The 25,260-nt window shown below is 59.5% G+C and carries 18 protein-coding genes; 16 read left to right on the top strand and 2 right to left on the bottom strand.

Going from position 1 to position 25,260, the window contains the following annotated elements:
• Positions 1-115 precede the first annotated feature (115 nt).
• The gene (locus LIO64_RS04690) at positions 116-802 is read right to left on the bottom strand and encodes a sigma-70 family RNA polymerase sigma factor (RefSeq protein ID WP_290548292.1); all 687 of its coding nucleotides are present in this window, start codon (positions 800-802) and stop codon (positions 116-118) included.
• Positions 803-926: 124 nt separating this feature from the next.
• Between LIO64_RS04690 and LIO64_RS04685 the strand changes: the two genes are divergently transcribed.
• The 9 genes from LIO64_RS04685 to LIO64_RS04645 all read left to right on the top strand — a co-directional run bounded on the left by LIO64_RS04685 (position 927) and on the right by LIO64_RS04645 (position 10,281).
• Positions 927-1,940 (top strand): endonuclease/exonuclease/phosphatase family protein, encoded by a 1,014-nt coding sequence (locus tag LIO64_RS04685; RefSeq protein WP_290548291.1) that lies wholly within the window; start codon positions 927-929, stop codon positions 1,938-1,940.
• A gap of 418 nt (positions 1,941-2,358) precedes the next feature.
• On the top strand, positions 2,359-3,066 hold the full coding sequence (locus tag LIO64_RS04680) for a prepilin-type N-terminal cleavage/methylation domain-containing protein (protein ID WP_290548290.1): 708 nt from the start codon (positions 2,359-2,361) through the stop codon (positions 3,064-3,066).
• 42 nt (positions 3,067-3,108) lie between these two features.
• On the top strand, positions 3,109-3,894 hold the full coding sequence (locus tag LIO64_RS04675) for a prepilin-type N-terminal cleavage/methylation domain-containing protein (RefSeq protein WP_290548289.1): 786 nt from the start codon (positions 3,109-3,111) through the stop codon (positions 3,892-3,894).
• A 29-nt stretch (positions 3,895-3,923) separates the two neighbouring features.
• Positions 3,924-4,994, top strand: coding sequence for a prepilin-type N-terminal cleavage/methylation domain-containing protein (locus LIO64_RS04670; RefSeq protein WP_290548288.1), 1,071 nt, complete (start codon positions 3,924-3,926; stop codon positions 4,992-4,994).
• Positions 4,995-5,077: 83 nt separating this feature from the next.
• Positions 5,078-5,842, top strand: coding sequence for a hypothetical protein (locus tag LIO64_RS04665; RefSeq protein ID WP_290548287.1), 765 nt, complete (start codon positions 5,078-5,080; stop codon positions 5,840-5,842).
• The gene (locus tag LIO64_RS04660) at positions 5,839-6,828 is read left to right on the top strand and encodes an aldo/keto reductase (protein ID WP_290548286.1); all 990 of its coding nucleotides are present in this window, start codon (positions 5,839-5,841) and stop codon (positions 6,826-6,828) included. Before LIO64_RS04665 ends, LIO64_RS04660 begins: the two co-directional genes overlap by 4 nt.
• Before the next feature lie 384 nt (positions 6,829-7,212).
• On the top strand, positions 7,213-7,338 hold the full coding sequence (locus LIO64_RS04655) for a hypothetical protein (protein ID WP_290548285.1): 126 nt from the start codon (positions 7,213-7,215) through the stop codon (positions 7,336-7,338).
• A 160-nt stretch (positions 7,339-7,498) separates the two neighbouring features.
• Positions 7,499-9,727: a sodium-translocating pyrophosphatase gene (locus LIO64_RS04650; RefSeq protein WP_290548284.1), complete on the top strand. Its 2,229-nt coding sequence runs from the start codon at positions 7,499-7,501 to the stop codon at positions 9,725-9,727.
• A 149-nt stretch (positions 9,728-9,876) separates the two neighbouring features.
• A complete protein-coding gene (locus LIO64_RS04645) occupies positions 9,877-10,281 on the top strand; it encodes a hypothetical protein (protein ID WP_290548283.1) in 405 nt (134 codons plus the stop codon).
• Between the two features lie 29 nt (positions 10,282-10,310).
• Here the strand turns inward: LIO64_RS04645 and LIO64_RS04640 are convergent, their stop codons facing one another.
• Positions 10,311-10,454, bottom strand: a complete 144-nt coding sequence (locus LIO64_RS04640; RefSeq protein ID WP_290548282.1) for a hypothetical protein — start codon at positions 10,452-10,454, stop codon at positions 10,311-10,313.
• A gap of 233 nt (positions 10,455-10,687) precedes the next feature.
• Here LIO64_RS04640 and LIO64_RS04635 point away from each other — a divergent pair, with 233 nt between their 5' ends.
• The 7 genes from LIO64_RS04635 to LIO64_RS04605 form a co-directional block, all read left to right on the top strand.
• Positions 10,688-12,094 (top strand): anthranilate synthase component I family protein, encoded by a 1,407-nt coding sequence (locus LIO64_RS04635; RefSeq protein WP_290548281.1) that lies wholly within the window; start codon positions 10,688-10,690, stop codon positions 12,092-12,094.
• Positions 12,078-13,670: an anthranilate phosphoribosyltransferase gene (trpD, locus tag LIO64_RS04630; protein WP_290548280.1), complete on the top strand. Its 1,593-nt coding sequence runs from the start codon at positions 12,078-12,080 to the stop codon at positions 13,668-13,670. Before LIO64_RS04635 ends, trpD begins: the two co-directional genes overlap by 17 nt.
• Positions 13,660-14,445 carry an indole-3-glycerol-phosphate synthase gene (locus tag LIO64_RS04625; RefSeq protein ID WP_290548279.1) on the top strand — a complete coding sequence of 262 codons (786 nt, stop codon included), beginning with the start codon at positions 13,660-13,662 and terminating at the stop codon, positions 14,443-14,445. Before trpD ends, LIO64_RS04625 begins: the two co-directional genes overlap by 11 nt.
• Positions 14,442-15,089: a phosphoribosylanthranilate isomerase gene (locus LIO64_RS04620; protein WP_290548278.1), complete on the top strand. Its 648-nt coding sequence runs from the start codon at positions 14,442-14,444 to the stop codon at positions 15,087-15,089. Before LIO64_RS04625 ends, LIO64_RS04620 begins: the two co-directional genes overlap by 4 nt.
• Positions 15,086-16,261, top strand: a complete 1,176-nt coding sequence (gene trpB / locus LIO64_RS04615) for a tryptophan synthase subunit beta (RefSeq protein ID WP_290548277.1) — start codon at positions 15,086-15,088, stop codon at positions 16,259-16,261. The genes LIO64_RS04620 and trpB overlap by 4 nt, the downstream gene beginning before the upstream one ends.
• Positions 16,262-16,284: 23 nt before the next feature.
• Positions 16,285-17,061, top strand: coding sequence for a tryptophan synthase subunit alpha (gene trpA, locus LIO64_RS04610; RefSeq protein WP_290548276.1), 777 nt, complete (start codon positions 16,285-16,287; stop codon positions 17,059-17,061).
• A gap of 378 nt (positions 17,062-17,439) precedes the next feature.
• Positions 17,440-25,260: autotransporter-associated beta strand repeat-containing protein (locus LIO64_RS04605; protein WP_290548275.1), on the top strand; the 7,821-nt coding region annotated here is incomplete at its 3' end.

The raw sequence follows: 25,260 nt of genomic DNA, 5'->3' as shown, positions 1-25,260 counted from the left end.
ATCTAACGACAAAACCCCTCCATTGGCAAGAGGCAAAATAAAGGAATTATTGCAGAAAAAGGGAATGGCCGGGAAAAAGCGGCATGGGATCCGTCTGCACCGGAGGCAGCCAGCTTTACTTCTCCTTCTCCTCCTCCTGGGATTGAAGGAATTGCAGCTCTTTCTTCAGGGCGCTCCCTACGCGGTGCTTCGCCAGGTACACCTGGGCGATGGTGACGCCAAGCTGTCTCCGGACTTTGGCCGCATCCCATTCCCGGAGCACGTAATAATCAAAAATCTGGAACTGCTTGGGAGACACCTTGGCCTTGACGCGTTCCAGAGCCGCCTGCAGCAGATTATTCTGCCATTCCCGTTCCCACACCTGGTCAAAATTATTCTTCCCTTCGTCCGGAATCTTGTCAATGGGATGCTCCTGGGATTCCGCGGCATCCGGACTCATCAGCATGGCCGTGTCCTTCTTCCGCTTGCGGAACTGGTCGTTGATGCGCCAGCGGGTCATGTTCCAGAGCCAGAGCTTGAAGGAACCCTGTTCCGGCTTGTAAATATTCTTCTTGCTCTGTTTGGCGATGGAAAGAATGGTTTCCTGCACCACGTCCCAGGCTTCGTCCTCCCTCAATCCGGCCTTGAGGGCGACGGAATAAATGAGCCTCCAGTAGGTGCGGTAAAACTCGTCCCATGTGCGCTGGTCCTCCCAATTCTCCAAACGCGCAATCAGGCTTTTCCTGGTATGTTCCGCATATTGGGAAAGCGTTTGCTCGTCAGGCTGGGACTCGTTCTGGGGTTGCAATGAAGGCACATTCATGGTTTATCATGAATTACGGATAAAAGTGAAGTGAAAGACGAGTAATAAGCTGGAAAAATTTTGCACGGCGGGACCTGCTTAAACACTACGCCTTTCATCAGGGAAATCTTTCAAGGGAACGAACATGATCAGGAAAACGTCAAAACGCAGGGGATCCTCCGTCATTGCGGCCCTGATTGTACTGGGTGTGGTGCTGGGCTACGGCTTGACGGAATGGAAACCGCTTCCGGATACGATGGAAGCGGTGCCCGCCTCCCGGCCGGCGGCCGGTCAGGGCAGGGCTCCGGAGAAAATCGTTATTCCGGAAAAGGGAGAACCTGTCAGGTTGTTCACAATGAATGCCGGCAACTACTTTGTGCCGGAAGACCCCCGCAGGAGCAACTTCCAGATAAAATACAAACCCGTTGAAGCGCGGGAAGCCGTGGCGGAACTCATCAGGCAATCCGGTGCGGAAATGGCGGGACTGTCCGAAATGGGGGGAGAGGCCGCCGTGCGCGACCTGCAAATGCGGTTGAAAAGAAAAGGCGTTCAGTTGCCGCACAAGGTGCTGGTCATGAGGGATGGGGAAGACCGGGGATTGGCCTTTCTTTCCAAATATCCTATCGTCAACAACAGTTCCGTGGCGGATATGCCTGTATCTGGAGAAACGAAACGGAAAAAAACGATGCTGCGGGGTATTCTGGATGTCACGGTAAAGATTCCGGATGGCCGCTTGTTCCGCCTGGTGGGCATTCATTTGAAATCGCGCCTCAGCCGTGACGGTTCCGCGGAAGACACGCGGCGGAGGGAGGCCTACGCCTTGCGGGACTACCTGAACGAAGCCCTCGCTTCCCAGGCCGGAATGCCCGTGCTCCTGTACGGAGACTTCAATGACGGTCCGGCGGACAGCGCCGTCCAGGTCATCCAGGGTCCGGCTAAAACGGAATACCGCTTGAACCGTCTGAAACCGAGAGATTCCCGTGGAGAAACCTGGACCATCTACTACGAAGACGGAGATACCTACCACTCCTTCGACCATCTCTTTGTCAACAATACCCTGAAAAAGCGTCTTGGCCGCAAACCTCCCATGGGCATCCTTGACTCTCCCCCCTCCCGCCAGGCCAGCGACCACCGCGGCGTGTGGGTGGAGTTGAAATAAAAGTGCGTTCATTTTAAATGAGACGCATCGTAAATAGGTTGGATGTTTCATTTGAGGGAATGAGCCTCTTTGCAAAAATCAAAAAATAATATTTTGATAAGAGTGAAGTTTGTGGCCCTTTTCCCGGCATGGTGGTGTTAATGAAATTGCTGTTACCGTAAAGGAAAATACTTTTACCCTCTGGTCGCGGAAAGGTTGTCTCTTTCCTATCCTTCTTGGAATGTGTGGATTGAAGTGGCCGGAAATTCTGCTCTTACGGACGGGCGATGCCAGCACGGATTACCGGGTGATGAACACCCTCCGGAATTTTATGGGGACGGAACCATATCAGGCGTTCCCGTTTCTTAAAAAATGATTGCCGTGACCGGGTGAAACGGGTAGCATACCGAAAATCGTTGTTCAATCCTGCATAAGCTGTATGAGAAATTTTTCCAAGCATTCCGGAGCGGTGTCATGCTGTTCTTCGTCGGGGAGCAGGGGGTTTACCCTGGTGGAACTTATTGTCGTCATTACCATTATGGTAGCCATGATGGCATTGGCTGCCAGTATGTTGAGAGGCGGGGGCAGGGCGCAGGGGCTTCAGTCCGCGGTGGAGATGGTGGACGGCATGGTGCAGGAAGCGCGCCTGGACGCCATGGGCAAGGGGACCTGGAGCCGCCTGATTATTATCAGCACTCCTGAAGACGAGGCCCGCAACATGCGTACCCTGGGCGTGATGTCCAAAAATACGCGTACCGGAAAGTGGCATCTGGTCAACCGTTTGCAGACTCTTCCCGCCGGATTCTATATCAGCCCCACCTACAGCACCCTTCTGGAAGGTTCCAAGAGGAACAAGGGCAAGTCGGTAGCCCGCAGTTTTTCCAGCCGTGACGGACAGGATACCGTCAATCTTCCGGGCAATAGGATGACGGATATTTACTTCATTGAGTTTGACGAGGAAGGCCGCATGTCCCAGCCGAATGCCCCCACCCGCCTGGTGGTGGTTTCCGGTTCCGCCGGAAACGGCAAGGAAGAAAAGCCGACCCCGATGGTGGACGGGAAGCCGGGGCTGGCAGGCGGCATCGTCATTTACCCCAAGGGCAATATCAGCCGGTTGAGGACGACGGAGCAGGTGATTCCCGACTAATTCATGTTTTAACGGATTTTCCATTTTATGTTGACCAAGTGTATGAAACAATCTCGTGCCAAAGGGTTTACCCTGACGGAAGTGGTGCTTGCGATCGGCGTGGTTGCCGTGTTGATCGTGGTATTCATGGCCATGTTTATTCCTGCCAGAAGGACGGTCCAGGCCGCCCTGACCATTCGTGAGGCGGACCGCATTGTTCATGCCCTGACGGCGGAACTCGGGGAGCTCCGCAATTCCGAGCGTGCCGCCCCCAATGCCAGAAAGTCTTCCTCCACCAGATATATTTCCGCTTTTGACAAGGCGTTTTACTGGATGCAGTTTACGTCCAAGCCTGCCACGACCATTCTGGTTTACAATTACAGGGCTGATCTGACCAAAGGCGTTCGCAAGGACGGCACTCCCCAGCCCTGGCTGGAGGAAGGCGGCAGCATTCCCGGCAAGAATACGGCCGTGGTGCCGGGCGTCTGCCTGGCAAACAACAAGAACCGGTGGGAGGATTTCAAGGCGCTGGTCGGTCCCGTCTTTGCCGTGCGCATGACCCAGCTGGTGGTGGAACGCATGGATTCCAACGCTTATGGGTATAAGCTGGCTCCCAAGTACGGGACGATTTACAACCCTTACAACCGCGGCAAGGTCATTACGGAGCCTTCCCTTTACGTGTATACGCCGGAGAAGGGCGGCGGCCTGAATTTGCCATGGGGGGCGGAAGTCCTGTACCAGGCGGAATTTTTCCAGCTTCTGAATACGGATCCTGAACGTTTGCAGTACGTGACCTGGGAGAATTTGAAGACTCCCGTCTTTACGCGCAACCTCGCTTTCCGCCGCTAACGGCATGATCTGAAGAACTCTGAAAAATCATGAAGACATTTGCCAAAATCAAATCCGGAGCGTTCACTCTGATTGAGCTTCTGGCCGCCATGACCATCACTACCGTGCTGGTGCTGGTGATTGTGGCCCTGACCTCCCGCGGGGTGGACATCTGGAGATGGGTGCTGCAGGATGTGCGGACCACCACGCTTGCCCGCACGGCCATGGATACCATGACCAAGGATTTTGAAAGCATGCAGTTCCGTTCCGGGAATCCTTTTGAATGGATGCTGGTGCAGCGGGACAGTGATCTGGTTTCACGCGCGAACAAGACGACGGCATCCAAGAAAAAAGGCCGTTCCTCCGGTCTGGATGAAGCCCGGGTGAACCTGATGACCATGGGGCCGGAAGGCGCCAAGATCACGAATGCCTCCCAGGTGATTTTCTTTACCACGGCCACGGACCGCAATCCCGCCAAGTCCAGCATGGACATGAGGAACGACCGCCTGATCGGCGACGTGAACTGCGTGGGGTACAAGCTGCTTTACCGTGACCAGATTCTGGACCAGGACGCTACGGCGGAGTCGGACGGTTTCCCCGTCTATTCCCTGTACCGCAATCTGATCAGCGCGGAAGATACCGTGCAGAATCTCCTGGGCCAGCAGGACCTTTGGGCGGCTTACACCCGCTATCAGCAGGATGAAACCATACCCGCCAATTTCCTGGTGGAAAATATTGTGGAGATGACGCTGATCTTTGAAGTGGATTACCAGAAGAAGATCGGCAATTCCGGCAGCAACAAGTCGGACAAGGACGCTACGCAACGGGAGTCCGTGTTGATCCCGGTCATGACGACGGGAGCCAACCGTCTCGGTTCCTGCTCCCAGATGGATGTATACGGTAACCGGCTGGATGTCATCGGCAGCAGCGTGAATATTGGTGATGTGAAGTCTGGGCGCGTTACCGCCGTGACCATATCCATGACGGTAGTTACGGATGAAGGCATGGCCTTGGTGGACCAGATCCGGCAGAAGAAGCGTCCGGCTCCCTCCCCGGAGGAGTTCTTTGAACGTTATACCAGGTCGTTCACCCAGCGCATAGCGCTTCCCATGAACCATTAGGCCTGTGCGGGAGGTTGATGGCCGCGGAATCCTCCGCTGCGCTTCCTGCACGGAATGTTTCTGTCGTTTTACACTATTACCATATGTCGGGATTCGCAAATGTCGTCGGCAATTTGTCCCCTCTGCCGGAACTGGTGCTGTGGCGTGATCCGGTAGCCAGGAGCGGGGAGGAAGCCATGGCGGTGGACGAAGCTCTGCTGGAATGGGGGGAAAAGCCCGTGCTGCGGGTGTACCGCTGGGCCCGGCCGACCGTGACCTACGGTTATTTTGATGAGGAAGCCACGGCGCGCGGCATTTTTCCGGGGGATGATCTCCATTTTGTGCGGCGCTGGACGGGCGGCGGCATTGTGGACCACCGGCATGACATTCCCTTCACCTTGGCCATGCACCGCAGGGAAGAAAAGGAACGGCCTTCCAGCGCCACGCTGTACCGCTGGATTCATGGCGCCCTGGCCCGCGTTTTAAAAGAGTGCGGCGTGGAATGCGTGATGCTGGACGGGGATGCCCCGGACGGAGGCCGCGCCTGTTTTTCCAGTCCCGTAACGAGTGATCTTGTGCTCCCCGGCGGGGAAAAGCTGGCCGGAGGCGGGCAGAGGAGGGTGCGCGGCGGAGTTCTCCATCAGGGGAGCATTCAGAATTGCCTTCTTCCTCCCGGCTGGGATCAAATGCTGGCCGCCCGTCTGGCGGATGAATATTCCCTGTGCGAGGCAGTAGAGGCATTTCCCGGTATGAACGCCCGCGTGGCGGAATTGCTGGCGGCCAAATACCACACGGAGGCATGGCGTTCCGGCGTGCGGCATGAACGCCTGATCCACGGTCATGAATCTTCCACCCCCTCTTCCCCATGAGTTATTTGCCCGATCCTGACCGCTACAGCCATCTGGACTACCGCCGCTGCGGCCTCAGCGGGTTGCTGCTCCCTCCCGTCTCCCTGGGGCTTTGGCACAATTTCGGCGCTGCCGATGATTTTGAGAATGCCCGGCGGCTTATCCATGGCGCGTTTGACGCCGGCATTACGTATTTTGACCTGGCGAACAATTATGGACCGCCGCCCGGGGCAGCGGAAGAATGTTTCGGCCGTATTTTCATGCAGGATTTGTCCCGTTTCCGTGACGAGCTCGTCATCGCTACCAAGGCGGGGCATCTGATGTGGGAGGGGCCGTACGGGGACTGGGGATCCCGCAAGCACATGCTTGCCAGCCTGGACCAGTCTCTTTCCCGCATGAAGCTGGAGTATGTGGATATTTTTTATGCGCACCGGTATGATCCGGAGACTCCGCTGGAAGAAACGGCCGGAGCTCTTGTTACGGCGGTTCAGTCCGGCAAGGCCTTGTATGCCGGCATCTCCAAATTTCCGGCGGAGCAAACCAGGCGGATATGTGCCCTGCTTCGGGAGGCCCGTGTGCCGTGCCTGGTCCACCAGCTCCGTTACAACATGTTCAACCGGGAGCCGGAAGAGTCCGTTTTTCAGGCCATCCGGGAAACGGGCACCGGTTGCGTCGCCTTTTCTCCCTTGGCCCAGGGCATGCTGACGGACCGTTATCTGGAGGGTATTCCTTCGGATTCCCGCGCAGCAGGTTCCTCCGTCTTTTTAACGGCAGAACGGGTGCAGCAGCATGAGGATAAAATACGCCGCCTGGCCGCCCTGGCCCGGAGCCGCGGGCAAAGCCTCGCCCAGATGGCTCTCGCCTGGGTTCTGAAAGATTCCGTAGTGACCACGGCCCTGATAGGCGCCAGCCGCCCTTCGCAAATCGTGGATTGCCTGAAAGCCCTGGAAAATACACGGTTCACCCCGGAAGAGCTTTCCCTTATTGATGAAATGGCGGACAGGTGAAATCTGTTCATCCCCATGGGAGTTGTTGCCTTCCCTTCTTTTCCTGCCGCGTTCCCTGACAGGGTTATAGAAATGTTGGATTTGGGGATAATGTATTTTTGACGACAGGCGGAGGCGTCGGAGTTGTTGCAGCCCGCAGAGCGGGGTGATGCGCGGGCGCAGCTTGAACTGGGGCAGGCTTACGCGAAGGGAGACGGAGTGGAAAAGGATATGGGAAAAAGCTTTTTCTGGATACGGCAGGCGGCGGAGCAGGGGCACGCTTCCAGCCAGAATAGCCTTGGCTTATGCTACCTTCATGGCAAGGGCGTCCCCCGGGATCGTGGAGAGGCGTTCAAATAGTTTTTGAAAGCCGCCGAGCAGGGAGCCCCGCTGGCCTGTAATAACGTGGCATTTTGCTCTTTCATGGGGTACGGGGTGGAGGGAGACAAGGAGAAGGGGCGGGCCTGGGCGAGGAAGGCGGAAGAGCGGGCTCTGGCCGTCTCCGGGGCGTCCGGCGGCAAATTGGATTAATCCGCGCCGCGCTTGTTTCTTCGGGGAATACTCAGGACTTTCCCTATGCACTGGTCTTTCCGCAAGAAGGTGAATTTTCCCTTCCGAGCGGCGGTTTTTTCTTGGAGTAAAGTGGAGCGGGTGCTATGATCCCACCACTTTAATTTAAAGTGTACTGACAATGATAACCATCCAGGATTTATTTTGGCTCATCCCATCGGCTTCCGTGCTGGCCCTCGTTTTCGCGGGCGTGTTTTTTTACCGTATGAAGGCCCAGGATGAGGGGAACGACGTCATGAGAATGATCGCCAAGCATGTTCGCAGCGGTGCGATGGCCTACCTCCGGCAGCAATACAAGATTGTTGCCATTTTTTTCGTGCTGATCACGGTCGTTTTCGCCTTTCTGGCCTACTGCCTGCACATTCAGAATCCCTGGGTGCCCTTTGCATTTATTTCCGGCGGCTTTTTCTCCGGCCTTGCCGGGTACATCGGCATGAAGACGGCCACGTACGCTTCCGGCCGCGTGGCGAATGCCTGCCGTCATTCTCTTGATGCCGGCCTTCAGATCGCCTTCCGCTCCGGCGCCGTTCTCGGTCTGACCGTGGTGGGCCTTGCCATGCTGGACATCGGCGCCTGGTACTGGATTCTGGACTGGTTTTATGGAGAAATGGAACTGTCCACCCGCCTGGTGGTGATCACTACGACGATGCTGACCTTTGGCATGGGCGCTTCTCTCCAGGCCCTGTTCGCCCGCGTGGGCGGCGGCATTTTCACGAAGGCCGCAGACGTAGGCGCCGACCTGGTGGGGAAGGTGGAAGCCGGCATTCCGGAAGACGATCCCCGCAACCCCGCCACCATTGCGGATAACGTGGGGGACAACGTGGGCGACGTGGCCGGCATGGGCGCTGACCTTTACGAGTCCTACTGCGGCTCCATCCTGGCTTCCGCCGCCCTGGGCGCTGCGGCTTACATGGCCGTGCCGGACATGGCCATCAAGGCCGTTCTCACGCCCATGCTGATCGCCGCCCTCGGCACCGTTCTTTCCCTGCTGGGCGTCTATGCGGTGCGCGTAAAGCGCGGCGCTTCCCAGACGGAACTGATGGCCGCCCTGAACCGCGGCATCAACCTCAGTTCCTTCCTGATCGCCATTGCCTCCGCCTTCCTGCTCCAGCTCATCGGGCTGGACAACTGGGCCGGCATCTGGGGCGCGATCGTGACCGGCCTGGCGGTGGGCATCATCATCGGGAAGAGTACGGAACATTACACGTCCCATGACTCCTATCCCTGCCGCAAGATCGCCCACAGCGCGAAGACGGGGCCTGCCACCGTCATCATTTCCGGCATCGGAATCGGCATGATTTCCACCTGCATCCCCGTTGTTACGATTGTCGTGGGTACGGTGCTGGCCTACGGCATGGCTTCCGGGGACTGGCATTTCACCGGCGCTGAAATGGGCAAGGGCCTGTACGGCATCGGCATTGCCGCCGTCGGCATGCTTTCCACCCTGGGCCTGACGCTGGCTACGGACGCCTACGGCCCCATTTCCGACAACGCCGGTGGCAACGCGGAGATGAGCAAGCTGGACCCGGAGGTGCGCCGCCGCACGGATGCCCTGGATGCGCTGGGCAATACGACCGCCGCCACGGGCAAGGGCTTCGCCATTGGTTCCGCCGCCCTGACTGCGCTGGCCCTGCTGGCCTCCTATATTGAAGAGTTGAAGATTTCCATCCTGCACTGGAGTGAGGCCACCGGAAACACCATGTACAAGATCAATGACGCCGTGAGCGTGGAGGTGTCCAAAATCACCACCTGCACCCTGTCCGAGTTCATGGGCTACTTCCAGGTGACCTTGATGAACCCGAAGGTGCTCATGGGCCTGTTCGTGGGCGCCATGATGTCCTTCCTGTTCTGCGGCCTGACCATGAATGCCGTGGGCCGCGCCGCTGAAAAGATGGTGAAGGAAGTTCGCCGCCAGTTTAAGGAAATCAAGGGTATTCTGACCGGGGAGGCGGAACCGGATTACGTGCGCTGCGTGGAAATCTCCACGGCGGGCGCCCAGCATGAAATGATCTGGCCGTCCGTTCTGGCCGTCATCACCCCTATCTGCATGGGCCTCGTGTTCGGCGTTCCCGGCGTGTTCGGCCTGCTGGCCGGCGGCCTGGCCTCCGGCTTCGTCCTGGCCGTGTTCATGGCGAATTCCGGCGGCGCATGGGACAATGCCAAGAAGTACATTGAGCAGGGCCATGTGGGCGGCAAGGGTTCGGAAAGCCACAAGGCCGCCGTCATCGGGGACACGGTGGGCGATCCCTTCAAGGATACGTCCGGCCCGTCCCTGAACATCCTGATCAAGCTGATGAGCATGGTGGCCATCGTCACCGCCGGCGTCAACATCGCCGTGACCCTGTTCTAAGCCGGGAGCTTATTGAATCACCATGACGGGAGCGTTCGCGGAAACTGGCGGCGCTCCCGTTTTTTGCATGAGAAAAAGTATTTGCCTTTCAGGGATGAACGCCGTTTTTTCTGCTTGATTCGGTTTTTCTGCGGCGTAAAAAGGCGGTAATGAGAACTGCCCTGCTTTTATTGCTGACGGCATGCCTTGCTTCCGTCTCACCGGGAGAGGATACGTTGAAATCACTCCTGCAGGAACGGGAGCAAATCCTGGTCAAGATGGATGACCTGATGAAAGAGCGCTACAAATCCGGGTTGTGCCATTGGTCGGAGACCGTTCCAGCCAGATTGCAGCTTCTGGAATTCCGCCGCGACCATGCTGCTTCCCGCAAGGAACGGATAGACTTTCAAAAGGAAATTGTGGCCCTTCATGAAGAGGAATGCCGTCTGTTTCAGGAAATGCTGGCGGGGCAGTCTTCCTTCCGTCTGGAGGCATACCGCTCACGGGAGGCGCTTCTTGCTGCCAAATGCCGTCTTTTGGAAATGGAAGGCCGTGCAGACGGAGAGCAACAGTAGCCGGTGAATCCGGGGCGCAATCCGGCATTTCATGCCTGTGAAGGGCCATGCAGACGGTTCTTCCGTTTTTTGGCGTTCTTTTTTATCGCACCTTGTAGAAAGAGTTCTTTATACTGGCTGGCAGGAAGGATTCCCTGATTTTTTTTGCCATTGACGGAAAGTTCTTTTGACAAGGGGAGGGGAGAAGAGTAATAAAACGCCCAGATGCCATTCAGCACAGTACAGCCCTTTTTTAGCAACACCCGTTATTACGGCAACGGCTATTGGTGGCGTGTACCCATGTCCGGACGGGGGAATCCCGATGTGCAGTAATAGCATGCAGCTATGACCATCTTTCAAGAACTGCTTTGATTCCTCCGAGAGTCAAAGCAGTTTTTTTATTTTCAACTTACACAATGATTCATTCATGCAACCACCATCCATCATCACCCTCCAACAGCGCAGCCGGCGCCTGAGCGCCGACCTGGAGACGCCTATCAGCCTGTTCCTGAGCCTGACCCAGGATCAAACCCCCGGACTTTTGCTGGAAAGCGCGGAAGTGGACGGCAGATGGGGCCGTTACAGCGTCATCGCCTGCGATTACCTGATGACCGTTTCCTGTGTGGACGCCAGGCTTTCCCTCACCATCAATGACGACCGGCTGGCTTCCCTGAAGGAGCTGGACGGCATGCCTTATCTGGACGGCCTGCGCTCCCTGATGCAGCGTCTGGAACTGGTGGGGGACGACAAGAGGCAGGCTCCCATCACGCGGGCTTTGTACGGCTACTTCGGCTATGAAACGGCAGCCCTGTTCCAGCCTAAGCTGGCGCAGGCCATTCCCCCCTCTTCCGCGGAAGCCTGCCTGGTTCTGGCCGGTACCGTGATCGTGTTTGACCATTTGTACAACCGCCTCACCCAGATCAGCCTGGGAGAACACCGGGACCTGGCCCACGCTCCGCTTCATGAAACGGAGGAACCTTCCATCGGCGATGTCTCCCGCACGCCGGACCAGGCGGCCTACATGAAAGGCGTGGAGCATATCAAGGAACTGCTGCACGACGGGGAAGCTATCCAGGTGGTGCTTTCCTCCCAGGCCTCTGCGGAGTTTCACGGGGACGCCTTCACGCTGTACCGCCGCATGCGCAGCATCAATCCCTCTCCGTACATGTTCTTCATGCGCTTGCCGGATGTAACGCTGTTCGGGTCCTCCCCGGAACTGATGGTGCGCTGCACGGACGGCAAGCTCCAGCTCTCTCCCATTGCCGGGACGCGCAAGCGCGGCAGGGATGATGAGGAGGATGCCGCCCTGGCCGCCGACTTGCTGAAGGACCCGAAGGAATGTTCGGAACATGTGATGCTGGTGGATCTGGGCCGCAACGACCTGGGCCGCGTCGCCAAGCCCGGCTCCGTGAAACTGGAACGGCTGATGGAGATTGAACGTTTTTCCCATGTGATGCACATGACTTCCCGCGTGACCGCCCAGGTGAATGACGGGCTGGATACCCTGGACATCCTCGGCGCGGCCTTCCCCGCCGGGACGGTCAGCGGCGCCCCCAAGGTGCGCGCCATGGAAATCCTGGCGGAGGAAGAGCCCCTGCCGCGAGGCCCGTACGCCGGGTGCATCGGCTGGCTGGGGCTGGACAAGAATGGCGTTCACATGGATTCCGGCATCACCATCCGCAGCATGTGGGTGAAGAATGGCCGCATTCACTGGCAGGCGGGCGCCGGGATCGTGTACGATTCCGATCCGGCCGCGGAATGGCAGGAATGCATGAACAAGGGCAAGATTATTGACGTGATATTGAAAGGAGAAGACCATGTTTCTGTTCATTGATAATTACGATTCCTTTTCGTGGAATCTGGTGCAGGCGTTTTATGCCCTGGGCCGCAAGCCCGTGGTGTACGCGAACGATGATCCGCGCATTCTGGACCTGGCCGCCAGCCCGGATCTGGAGGCCGTGTGCATTTCCCCCGGTCCCAGCCATCCGCGCAATGCCGGGCTGTGCCTGGAATTCCTGAAGCGACTTCCCGCCACCGTTCCCGTGCTGGGCGTATGCCTGGGACACCAGCTTCTGGGCTACTTCGCCGGGGCGGAGGTTTCCCGCGCTCCGTACGTGATGCACGGCAAGAGTTCGGACATCATCCACGACGGCAAGGGATTGTTCAGCGGACTCCCCAACCCCATGACCGTAGGCCGCTACCATTCCCTGGTGGTGCAGTCCAAGGAGGACGAGCCGAATCCGCGCTTCACCGTCACTTCCCGCGGGCCTGAAGGGGAAGTCATGGCCCTGCGCTACAATGACCGCCCCTGGGTGGGCATCCAGTTCCATCCGGAATCCATCCTGACTCCGGACGGCCTTCAGCTCCTGGGGAACTTTCCGGACAACGTCGTTCCGTCCGGGCAGAAGGAAAAGAGAATCAACCGCATTCTGGACACGCTGGCCGCCGGGCAGGACTTGACGGCTGACATGGCTGCCGCCGGTTTTGCGGACATCATGGACGGGCGCATGACTCCCGCCCAGGCGGGCTGCTTCCTGATGGGCCTGCGCATGAAGGGGGAAACCCCGCTGGAAATGGCCCATGCCGTGGGCATCGCCCTGGGCCGCGCCAACCGCGTGGAAGGCCTGGAGGGGGACTGCATTGACGTAGTAGGCACGGGCGGCGACGGCCGCAGTTCTTTCAATTGTTCCACCGCCACGTCCCTGACGCTGGCGGGCATGGGCTACAAGGTGGTGAAGCACGGCAACCGCGCCGTATCCTCCTCCTGCGGCTCCGCGGACGCCCTGGAAGGCCTGGGATTCCCGCTGGACGTGGCTCCGGAGGACGTGCAGCACCTGCTGGACGAAAGGAACTTCGCCTTCCTGTTCGCGCCGAATTTCCATCCCGCCTTCCGCAATGTGGGGCCCATCCGCAGGGAACTGGGCATCCGCACCCTGTTCAACCTGCTGGGGCCGCTGATCAACCCGGCGCGCCCCACCCACATTCTGTTGGGGGTGGCCCGGCCGGAACTGGTGGAGCTGCTGGCGGAAACCCTCAGCCAGTCCCACATCCGCAAGGCGGCCGTGGTGTACGGGGCAGGGGGGTATGACGAGGTGACGCCGCTGGGCCCCACCAAGATGATGATCGTCCACAACGGGAAGCTGACGCCCATGACCCTGGACCCCGCCGACTACGGCATCCAGCCCTGTGATCCGGAGGATCTGGCCGTTCATTCCAAAGAGGAAGCCGTGGCCGTGCTGAAGGATATTCTGTACGGCAAGGGGCCGCGCGCCATGATGGACATGGTGATCCTGAATGTGGGCGTGGCCATGTTCCTGCTGGAGGACCACATGGACCTGGCCGTCTGCATGGCGAAGGCACGGGAGGCCGTCTGCGCCGGCGTAGGAAGGAGAACGCTTCATGCTGCTTGAACAGTTCAGGGAAGCCAAGGCGGAGGAAATCGCCCTGCTCACGGACCTGGCGTCCCGGCGGGAACTGCCCCGCCCCTGGAAGGGGCGCAGGCCGGATTTTCTGAAAGCCATTGAGACTCCCCCCTCCGGGCAGCCTGTGGCGGTGATCGCGGAGTTCAAGCAGTCCTCTCCGTCGCGCGGAGTGATCGCCACCGGCTTGAAGCCGGAGGAAGTGGCGGAGCAATATGCCGGGGCGGGAGCTTCCTGCATCTCCGTGCTGACGGAAGAACGGTTCTTCGGCGGCCGCATCGGGTATCTGGAACGCATGCACCGCACCGGGATTCCCATGCTCCGCAAGGATTTCATTTTCCACCAGCTCCAGGTGATGGAGACGGCGTCCACGCCGGCCTCCGCCCTGCTGCTTATCGTGCGCCTGACTCCTGATGCGCGGATTCTCCGCACCCTGCGGGAACAGGCGGAAGCCTACGGCATGCACGCCGTCGTGGAAATCTTTGACGAGGCTGACCTGGCGCTCGCCCGGGAGTCCGGCGCACGCATCATCCAGGTAAACGCCCGTGACCTGGATACATTGAAAACGGACAGGCAGGCCTGCGTGGGCCTGGGGAAACTCCGCCGTGACGGGGAAGTATGGATAGCCGCCAGCGCCATGAGCGCCGGGGCGCATCTCAGGGAAGCCGCGGAAGCGGGCTTCCAGGCCGTACTGATGGGAACAGCCCTGATGGACGGCGGAAAGCCGGGTGAAAAACTGGCTGCAATTTTAGAAGAAACAAGATGAAGAAGCATTCATTTGCCATTAAGGTGTGCGGGATTACCCGCCAGAGCGATTTGTCAACAGCCATGGGGATGGGGGCCCACTTCTGCGGGTTCGTATTCCATCCCAAAAGCCCGCGTTACATTGCGCCGGAACGCGCCGCCGCGCTGGATTCCGCATTAATCCGCCGCGTGGGCGTGTTCGTGAACCAGAATGCGGAGGAAATCATGGAGACCATGAAAACGGCCCGGCTAGAATTCGCCCAGCTCCACGGCTCCCAGTCCCTGGACTGCGCGCGCCGCATTGGCCCGGAAAAGGTGATCCGCGTGCTGTGGCCGGACCGGTATGGGACCCTGGACGCCCTGCAGAAGGAGATGGACTTGTGGGCGGACAGCTGCGCCTGGTTCCTGCTGGACGCCGGCAGCCAGGGCGGCGGCCACGGCGTTTCTTTGGACTGGAGCGCCCTGACTTCCCTGAAATCCCCGCGGCCCTGGTTCCTGGCGGGCGGACTTTCCTCCTCCTCCCTGAACAAGGCGCTGGAACAGTGCACCCCGAACGGCATTGATTTGAACTCCGGCGTAGAAGCCATCCCCGGCCAGAAAAGCCCGCAGAAACTGCTGGCGGCCCTCAGGCCCCTCATCTCCTATACCCCTTACCACATCGCATGAACAATAAAGAAGGATACTTCGGCAATTTCGGCGGCCGTTTCGTTCCGGAGGCATTGCGCCCCCCCCTGATGGAACTGGAACAGGCCATGGCCACCATCATGCAGTCTCCGGAATACCGGGATGCATTGCAGGACCTGCTGGTCAACTACGCGGGCCGTGAAACACCTCTCACATTCTGCCCCCACCTGTCGGAAAAGCTGGGCTTCCGCCTGTGGCTGAAGCGGGAGGACCTCCTGCACACGGGCGCCCACAAGATCAATAACGCGCTGGGGCAGGCCCTGCTGGCCAGCATGATGGGGAAAACGCACCTCATTGCGGAAACCGGAGCGGGGCAGCACGGCGTGGCTACGGCCACGGCGGCGGCCCGTCTCAAGATGGACTGTACCATTTTCATGGGTGCGGAGGACGTGGAACGCCAGTCCATGAATGTGATGCGCATGAAGCTTCTGGGCGCGAGGGTCTTCCCGATTGAGAGCGGTTCCCGCACCTTGAAGGATGCCATCAATGAGGCCCTCCGCTACTGGATTTCCCATCAGGATGATACCCTGTATTGTTTCGGTACGGCGGCGGGTCCCCACCCGTTCCCCACGCTGGTCAGGCAGCTCCAGTCCGTCATCGGCCGGGAGGCCCGCGTCCAGATGCTGGAGCGCGCCGGAAGGCTTCCGGACGTGGTGGTGGCATGCGTGGGCGGCGGTTCCAACGCCATCGGCATGCTCCACCCCTTTGTGGAAGACCGGGAGGTGCGCCTGGTGGGCGTGGAAGCGGGAGGCACCGGGGAACCCGGCTGCTACAACTCCGCTCCCATCAACCTGGGCAGCCCCGGCGTGCTGCACGGCCATGTGACCATGCTGCTGCAGGACAGGGACGGCCAGATTCTGCCTTCCCATTCCATCTCCGCCGGGCTGGATTATCCCGGCGTGGGGCCGGAACATTCCCATCTGGCGGAAACAGGCCGCGTGCATTACGGCGTGATTTGCGACGCTTCCGCGTTGAACGCCTTCCAGACGCTCACCAGGGAGGAAGGCATCATTCCGGCACTGGAATCCTCCCATGCCGTGGCCTGGGTGCTGGACCACGCGGAAGAACTGCCCCAGGGCGGGGACGTTCTGGTCAACCTCTCCGGACGGGGAGACAAGGACCTTGGAATCGTGAAAAAATATCTCAACATTTAAATGACCGCTTTTCCATGAACAATATGCAGAAATCACCGTTGCAGGAAGCCGTTGAACAGGCCCATGCCAGGGGCCGCCGGGCCGTCATCCCCTTCATCACCGCCGGCTTTCCGGACATGGACTCCTTCTGGACCCATCTGGCGCGCATTGACGGGGCCGGAGCGGATATCATCGAGATAGGCGTTCCGTTTTCCGATCCCGTGGCGGATGGCCCCGTCATTGAACAGGCCTCCCGTGATGCGCTGGCCCGCGGCGTCAGCCTGAAATGGATTCTGGACGGACTGAAAGCCCGCAAGGGACAGTTCTCCGCCAAGCTGGCGTTGATGGGCTACGTGAACCCCTTTTATCAGTACGGCCTGGAAAAGCTGGCACGGGATGCGGCAGAAGCGGGCGTTCACGGCTTCATTGTGCCGGACATGCCGCTGGAGGAATCCGGCATGTTCAGGGAGGCTTTTGCCCCTTATGGGCTGACGCTCGTGACACTGGTGGCTCCCAACACTTCCGCGGAACGCATGCGGGAATACAAGCCCCATACTTCCGGCTTCGTCTATGTAGTCTCCGTGCTGGGAACCACGGGAGGAAAGGCGGACTTGACGCAAAGCGTCGCGGAAACCATGCGCCGCGCCCGTTCCGTGTTTGACGTGCCGCTGGCGCTGGGCTTTGGCCTCCAGACTCCGGACCAGCTGGAGGCCCTGCCGGAAGACGCCCGTCCGGACGCCGCCGTGCTGGGGAGCGCCCTGCTCAAGCACATTGCCGCAGGGAGGGATGCGGGGGAATTCCTGCTGCCATGGACCAGATAAGACGCTGACGCTCCTGTTTTTTTGACAAGCTTCCGTTCCGGGGCCTTGTGCGGGGAAACCGCACAAGGCCCCGTTTTTGTTGTGCCGCGGAAGAGAGGGAAAAGGATAGTGTAAAAGTTTGTCATACATAGGCAAAAATGAAGATATATTTAACATAATAAAGGTGAACTTGTTGACTGGTATTTTGATGATGGGAATATTTGTCAGATAGAGGGGGTATGTCTGTTTTCCTGCAAAAGTTTTGGAGAACTTTTTTTGCCGGGGAAGTTTTCTTTTGACGGAAAAATGAGAGTTACGTATTTATGACAATAAGTTGTACGATTCGCCTCGCTTGAGGTCATTGTTTAACTCCCATGAAATATAGAAAACATACATCATATGAAATTAAGACTTCCTCTGCGTCTTCTGGCCGCACTGGTGACTTCCTGCGCCGGGATCACCGTCGGAACCGTTGCTGTAACCGGTCTTGCCGGCATTGCCGTAACCGTCTCTCTCTCTACGGCGCTTGGGGCGGACATCACTTTTGACGGCACCCAGGTAACGGTGCCTTCCGGAGGCTCCGTATCCTATGACGCGGGGAACGTAACGGCATCCACCACGCTCCAATTTTCCGGACCGGGCACGGCCACCATCGCTAATTTAAACGGGGATGCCGCAGACGCCGTGCTGAGAGTGAATCGCATAGCCAGCGGTGGAGCCAATATTTCATCATTGATTCTGAATGGTCCGGGTACGTTCAACGGCGTCATTTCCCTGTATTCCAACACGACCGGGGGTACCCGGAACAACATTCTGGAACTCAACCATGCCCTGGCGGCGCAGAACGCCACCATCAAGCTGGGCGGCTACAGCTATGCGGCGGGGGCTTCCGTACTGCAGGCGAATGTGGACACCAGCATCAGCAAGCTGGAACACGACAATGTGGCTGCCCTGATCACCGGGGAAGGCACTACCCTGACCATTACCGGAGATTCCTCTTCCTACGGCGGCAGCTTCGGCGGCTCCATCACGGTGGATTATGTGGGGGGAGGCATCTTTACGCTGGGCAATTCCGACAAGGATACGGCCCTGGCGCCTGCCGCGTCTCCGGACGCCACCCTTAAAATCAGCAGCGGCACGCTTTCCCTGTATTCCGGGAACGTCAACTGGACCCAGAAGTTCGTCCTGGGGGACGATACGGTGCTGACCGTGGAGGACGGCCCACCTGTCAGCGGGTACTACAGTTACGATGCCAATTCCATCAACGGCAACGGCTTTACGTTCTCCGGAGAGGCCACCTTCGGCAGCGGCGTCAACATGACGACCCAGTATGGCAAGAACATCAAATTCACGGGAGTGCTCACGGCGGCCAACGGCTTCACGATCAGCGGCCCGGACAGTGAATACACGTATTACACCCTGTCCAATACGGAAAACCAGCTGGGGGGAACCATCGCCATCACGCGGAATTCCACCTCCCTGGGCATCAACGCCTCCGGTTCCCTGGGAACTGCGGCGGTAACTACTACATCCGGCAGCCAGTACATTACGTATTACGGCACGGCGGGGGATGCGGTTGATGTCATTGACAATTCCATGACCGGGGCGGGCAACTTCGTGGCACAGTCCGGCTGGGTGCATCTCACGGAGAATGTGGCGCTTACGGGAACTTATACGGTCAATTCCGGTGCGGTCCTTTCCAAGGCAGGTTCCGTCAACGCCGTGCTTGCCGGGGGCAGGCTGGACGCGGGCAATGGCAATCTGACGGTGACGGGAATAAGCGGCAGCGGCATGATCGCCGCTTCCGCCGGGACCATGAATTTCCAGAATACCTTTACTGTGGGAGAAGGCATGGGCATTCTCGCCAACGGGGCGGGCACCATCACGGGGAGCGTTACTGTGGACGGCGGGCGCCTGTACTACACGTCCATGGACAACGTCTCCTCCGTTTTGCAGAACGTAGTATTCACATCCGGACTGATCGATTTTTCCCTTTTCCAGGAATTCCAGGACCTGTACGGTTCGGACGCCCTGATAGGAAAAGCCTATGATCTGGGCGTCAACCTGGGCAGTGGGTTCACGCTGGCGGACATAGATGACTCCCTGTATACCATCAGCAATTCGTCCGGAAAAACCGTCATCACGTTTACGGGCTCCGGCGCTTATGATACGGTATGGGATTCCGCCTGGGGATTGAGCAATTCCCCCGCCTCCGCGGCAGGCACCCTGGCGGATCAGCAGACCATGTCTCTGTACGGCATCCGCGGTTCCTCCATGCAGGACGGTTTCGGTTCCGTGAACGTCGTGACCGGAACGGGAGATGGCCTGACGGGCGTCATCCTGGCCGGCGGCTATTACAATGCCGCCACCAATGCCGAAGGAACGGCCATCACCACCGGAATCTGGACGGATGTACGGGACGGGGATTACAACATCATCATTGGCGGCAGCTATGCCAACAACTGGGCGGGTACCGGAGCGTGGAACGTGACCGGGGACGTCCATACCCAGATCCAGGGGGATACGGCCGTGAACTGGATCGTGGGCGGCAACTACAAGGATGGTCTGTCCGCAACAGTCACGGGGGACATTTATGTGTCCGTGGACGGCAATGCCGTGATCAAGGGGTCCCTGGTGGGCGGCGGAACGGCAGCCCACAATGCCGTCAACAACATCGACGGCAGCACTTACGTTGTCGTGCGCAGCATGCAGAGCGAGACGGACGAAACCATCACGCTCAATTCCGTAGCCAGGGGCTTCATCATTGGCGGCAGCGCGTACGAAACCAATGCCGCTTCCGGGGGGACGATTTCCGGAAGCACCAATGTGACGATTGATCTGGGGAACGCGTCCGGCAACTTCGTCAAAAGCATTGTAGGCGGTTCCCATGCGGGGGGAACCGGCACCAGCACGACCAGGAACTTTTCCATCGGCGGGGATACGAACGTAAGCATCATCGCCTCTTCCGGAGCCGTCTTCACGGGCAATATCTATGGCGGTTCCTATGCCGGAGGCGGCGGCGCGGGAAACGCGACGGTGGGCGGCAATTCCACGCTGACTCTGGACGGCGGCACGTATGAAGGCGCGCTTTACGCTGGGGGCGGGGGCGCCAAGTCCATCGTCAACGGAAATGCCTCCCTTATCGTGAAAAAGGCCGTGTTCCGGACAGGAAGCACGCTGAATGTCACGGAAGGAACGGTCAGGGGGACTTCCTCCCTGCTGCTGGGCGGTTACGGAAGCACCTCGGACCATGCCATTTCCTTTTCCAATACCGTCGTGACCGGGTTTGACATCGTCAAAATGTTCCAGGACTCCTTCTTTACGGGGAACCTGAACATGGCAGGCGGCACGCTGGCGCTGGCAGGCGGCGCGGGAACGTCCGTCCAGCTGGCCGGGAACTTCTCCCTGTCTGAGTCGGGGGAATTGAAGCTGGACCTGTCCGAATTCGGCGCCCTGACGGACGGCATGACTGTTCTGAGCACCACCGGACTGAGCAACATCACTTCCATCCAGGCATCCTTTGCGGACGGAGTGGGGGGCACCATCTCCCTTGAGAACGGCCGGGATCTGGTTTACACGGAAATTCCCATGCTGCTGTGGGCCGGCGGGGCCAGCGGAGTCTGGAGCGCGGAGAATATCTGGACGGACGGCGGAACTCCCGCCACTTACACGGCGGGGCATGCCGTATCCTTTGCAGACCAGGCGGGGGTGGCTGTCTCCAGCGTGCAGCTGGATTCGGAAGTTTCCCCCCTCTCCGTGCTGGTCCGGAATTCCACGACCCGCTATGAGTTTGGGGGAACCGGAGCCCTGACCAACACCTCCGTCGTCAAGGAAGGAACGGGCGCCCTGGTGATCGGTTCTTCTTCCATTCTGGGAACGGGAACCACGGTTTCCGTGCAACAGGGCATTCTGGCATTCAGTTATGATACGGACGTGCCTACCTCCGGCATCACATGGGGCGCGGGTTCCTTCCTGGGGGCGGCCAACGGGGCGACGGTTACCGTCAATCTGGGTACCGTAGCAGATCCGGCGTTCTCCCTTTCTCCGGATGCTGGTTCCTTCATCAATCTGGTGTCTCCTTCCGCGATTACCTTCGCCAACAACATTACGGGAGCCGGTACCGTCCGGAAAAACGGAGCAGGGGTGCTGAGACTGACGGGGGCCAATTCCGGGCACATTTTGGTGGAGGAAGGCAACCTTCAGGTGGGGGACAATACAGCTTCCATCAACTGGGGCTCCGCTGGCTCCTCGGTAACGCTCCAGAACGGGACGATGTTGAACGTCAGCGGCAGAAGCAATTCCCACCATGTGATCGGCTCGGATCTGATTCTGGGGACGACCGCCTCTGATGCCGTCTCCCTGAGGTGGAATGACGCCTCCCAGGCAAACGCCACCAATTACCAGTACAATTTCACCGGAAACGTTACTGTCAACGGAGATGTGACGCTTACCGGCATGGCGGGCTGGGCCAAGGAAATGGGCTTTACCGGTACGCTGACGGGGGATGGAACACTTACCTACAAACGCGGCGCAGGAGACAATGCCTACAACTCCAACGGTAAAATGATCATTAACGGAGACGCCTCCGGATTCACCGGAATGATCGTTGCTGACGCCTCGAACGGTTATAGCGCGGGCCTGGACCTGTATTCTTCCATGGCCCAGGGTTCCGTCACGCTCAATTCCGGGAACAGTACCACCGGGTTCGCTTTCATGCGGGTGCTGGGAGACATTGAAATTGCCTCCCTGGACGGCAACATCAATTCCCAGGTGGGCGCCGTGGGGGGATCCCGTACGCTTACGGTGGGCTCCGGCACGTACAACGGCGCCCTTGCGGACAAGGGGGTCGCCATTGCCTACGGGGCTACTGCCGTTTCCTATGACCAGAACGGGGTGCTTTCCCTGACCAAGGTCAGCGACGGTACGCTGACGCTGGGCGGGGCGGTCAGCTATACGGGCCTCACCAATATCCAGGGCGGTACGCTGGCCTTCACGGGGGCAGGCGCCGTGTCCCTTGGCAATATAACCATGGCCGCAAACGCCAGGATGAGCACCGCAGGCGCCCTGAACGTGACGACCGGTTCCACCCTGACTCTGGACATCAGCTCCGCCATCACGGCGGCGGGCGCGTTCGGAGCCGGAACCTTCACCCTGACCCTGAACGGGCTGGAGGGAATCACGGATGCCGGGGAATACACGCTGATTACAGCCGGGAGCGGTCTTGACTCCGGCAGCGCCATCTTCAACTGGGCTGGCTACACCGGGGATGAAACGCTGATTTACACGCTCCAGCAGACGGGGACCTCCCTGAAACTGGTGGTGACCTCGGCCGGAGACGTCTGGATCTGGCAGGGGACCTCCGGAGTGGATTGGAGCGATTCCACCACCGGGGAACAGTGGGGGATTTCCGGGTCTTCGGAAACGGCCGCAGGAAAGAACCTCGTCTTCAACAATACCGGGGCGGGGACTGTGACGATCTCCGGTCCGGTGACTCCGGCTTCCATCACCGTGAGCAACGCCGCCGGGAGCGATTATGAATTCGTCTCCGACGGCACCGGGAAGATTGCGGCCGGCACCTTGACCAAGCGCGGCGAAGGCACCCTGACCATGAACCTGGACAATACGGGCTGGACGGGAGCCATTTCCATCCAGCAGGGGGAAGTGGTGGCGCAGGTCGCCCATTCCCTGGGTGCCGGAGACATCACCATTGCCGGAGGCACGCTGACGCTGGCGACGGCGGATGTCCAGACTGGCATGGGGATGATTTCCCTCCAGAGCGGAGCCCTGAACCTGGCCTCCGGCAACTTTGCCACCGCCTTCACGGCATCCTCCATGGAATGGACGGGAGGCACCCTGATGCTGGGGGATGACGTAACGGCGACCGTTGCCAAGGAACTGGCCCATGAAAAAACCGTGGAGCTGGCGGCAGGTTCCGTGCTGACCGTCAGCGGAACGAATAATAACACGGCCCTGGCGCTGAACGCGTCCGGCACGGGTACCGTTTCCGTGGGGCTGGGGACGAGCTATGGCGCGAATGTGCTGAACATGAGTGAGGCATTCCAGGGTACGCTGGCAGTCACGGCGGGCTACTTCCAGCTCAACAATGTAACCATGGGAGCTGATGCCGTGCTGAATCTGGCGGACTCCAATGTCCGGACGGAATGGAACGGCACGGCCGGAGGCACCTTCGCCAACGACATCGTGTTTACGGGCAACCAGGTATTTGCCACCAGGGATGTCACCCTGAGCGGCGATTTGAGTGGAACGGCGTTTTCCACGCAGGGCGCGGGCAATATCACGCTGACGGGCGGCGTCAATCTGGACGGCCAGCTCAAGGTGCACCGCGGCACGGTGACGGTAAACAGCACTGCGGTGACGAAGCTGGGGGACAGCATCGACATCCAGAACAATTCCACACTCGCCTTCGCACGCGACTTCTCCTATGCGGGAGTGATCAGCGGAACGGCGGGCAGTACGCTGGCCGTCAATAGTGGAACATTGGAACTCACGGGGACGAATACTTTCCTGGGCGCCCTGTCCATTGCGGGCGGAGCCACGGCGCGCCTGGGGGACGGCGGTACATGGGCCGGGGCCATCTCCGGCGCGGGCTCCCTGGTGATCGACACCACGGGGAACGTGACACTGGCCGGGGGCAATACAGGCTTCTCCGGATCAACGACGCTTTCCGGCACGGGCACCGTGACCCTGACGGACGCCAGTTCCCTGGGATCCGGAAAGGTAACCGTCAACAACGGCACGCTGGACCTGGCTTCCCAGAATGCGGCCAACGCCATCCTGGTCACGAAGGGCAATCTTCTGAATGCCGGGAGCAAAACCACCGGGAATGTGGAAATAGCCGCTTCCGCCGGAACAGAGGGTTCGTTAAACACCATCAGCCTGGGCGGCTTGTCCGGCAGCCTGGTGCAGTCCATCGTCATGGAGGATTTCACGCGCCTGACAGGAATCAACGGACCTCTGGACATGACCGGAAAGACCGTCACCCTGAAGCTGGACAGCGGCAGCCTGACGGCGGGCGGCAGTACGGGGGCGGGCGTCATTGACGCGGACAGCCTCACGCTTTCCGCGGCCACGACGACGATCAACCTGAGCAACCAGGCCGTCCTGGACCTGCTTGCCGCCAACCGGGCCTCCCTGGACGGGGTAGGGCTGGTGCTGACTACGGGAACCCTGTCCGTGGACAACTACAGGCAGATATCCTTCTCCCCCCTGCTGGCCTCCCTGGGCTATGCCGTCACGGAAGTGCTGGGAGCGGACGGAACGCTGATGGTCAGCGGCAATACGGACCTGACTTATCTGGTGGATACCACGCCCACTTCGGACAGCCCCTACATCGACAATTACGCCACGCTGGACCCCTACAAGGCCGTAGGCATCAACGGCGCCACGCTCGAGGTGAGCCTGAACGGTGCGCCGGACGCCTCCCGGAACGGGGACGGCCTGAAAGTCAGTAACCTGGTAGGCAGCAACGCCGCCCTGGTGGTGACGAATACGGCAGCCAACGCCGCGGAAAACCACGCCGTGGTGGACCTGGTCCAGAACATTGACGCGGGAAGCAACAGCTACGGAGGCACCATCAGCGGGGACCACGTGGACTTCATCAAGAAGGGAGCGGAAACGCTGACCGTGGAGGGCAATTTCACGGGGAACGGTTCCGTGCTGAGTTCCACGGAAGGGAAAATCGTGCTGAACGGCGCGGCCAACAGCCTGTCCACGCTGGACCTGGCCGGAGGAGACATCACGCTGGGCGGCCGGAATGACGGCGCCACCCGCACCACGACGGTGGAAACCCTGTCTTCCGGAACGGGCGGCGGAACGCTGGACCTGGGCCGCGGATCCCAGCTGGTGGTCACCGCCCAGGCGGCGGGAAGCCATGTGACGGACGTCACCATCTCCGGGGACGGTACGCTGACCCTGGGCGGTGAAGGCCTGGCCTCCTCCCTGACGCTGGGGAACGGTTCTTCCCTGGACGGGGTCCTGCTGGACATCCGCGAGGGATCCGCCCTTTCAACGGCTGCCGGCTCCACGAACAATGTTTCCGGTCTGGCAGGCGGCGGTGCGCTGAAGCTGTCCGGTGCGGAAATGACGGTCAATTCCAGTGCATCCCACACCTTTACGGGAACCCTGGACGGCGCTTCCGGCACGCTCAACGTCAAATCCGGCAACGGAAGCGTGCAGACCATTCAGGGAGCGGGCAACGCG

The organism is Akkermansia sp., from assembly GCF_020860705.1.
GTDB lineage: Bacteria > Verrucomicrobiota > Verrucomicrobiia > Verrucomicrobiales > Akkermansiaceae > Akkermansia.
The sequence above is the reverse complement of the archived record's forward strand: the minus strand, read 5'-3'. Positions and strand labels throughout refer to the sequence as shown.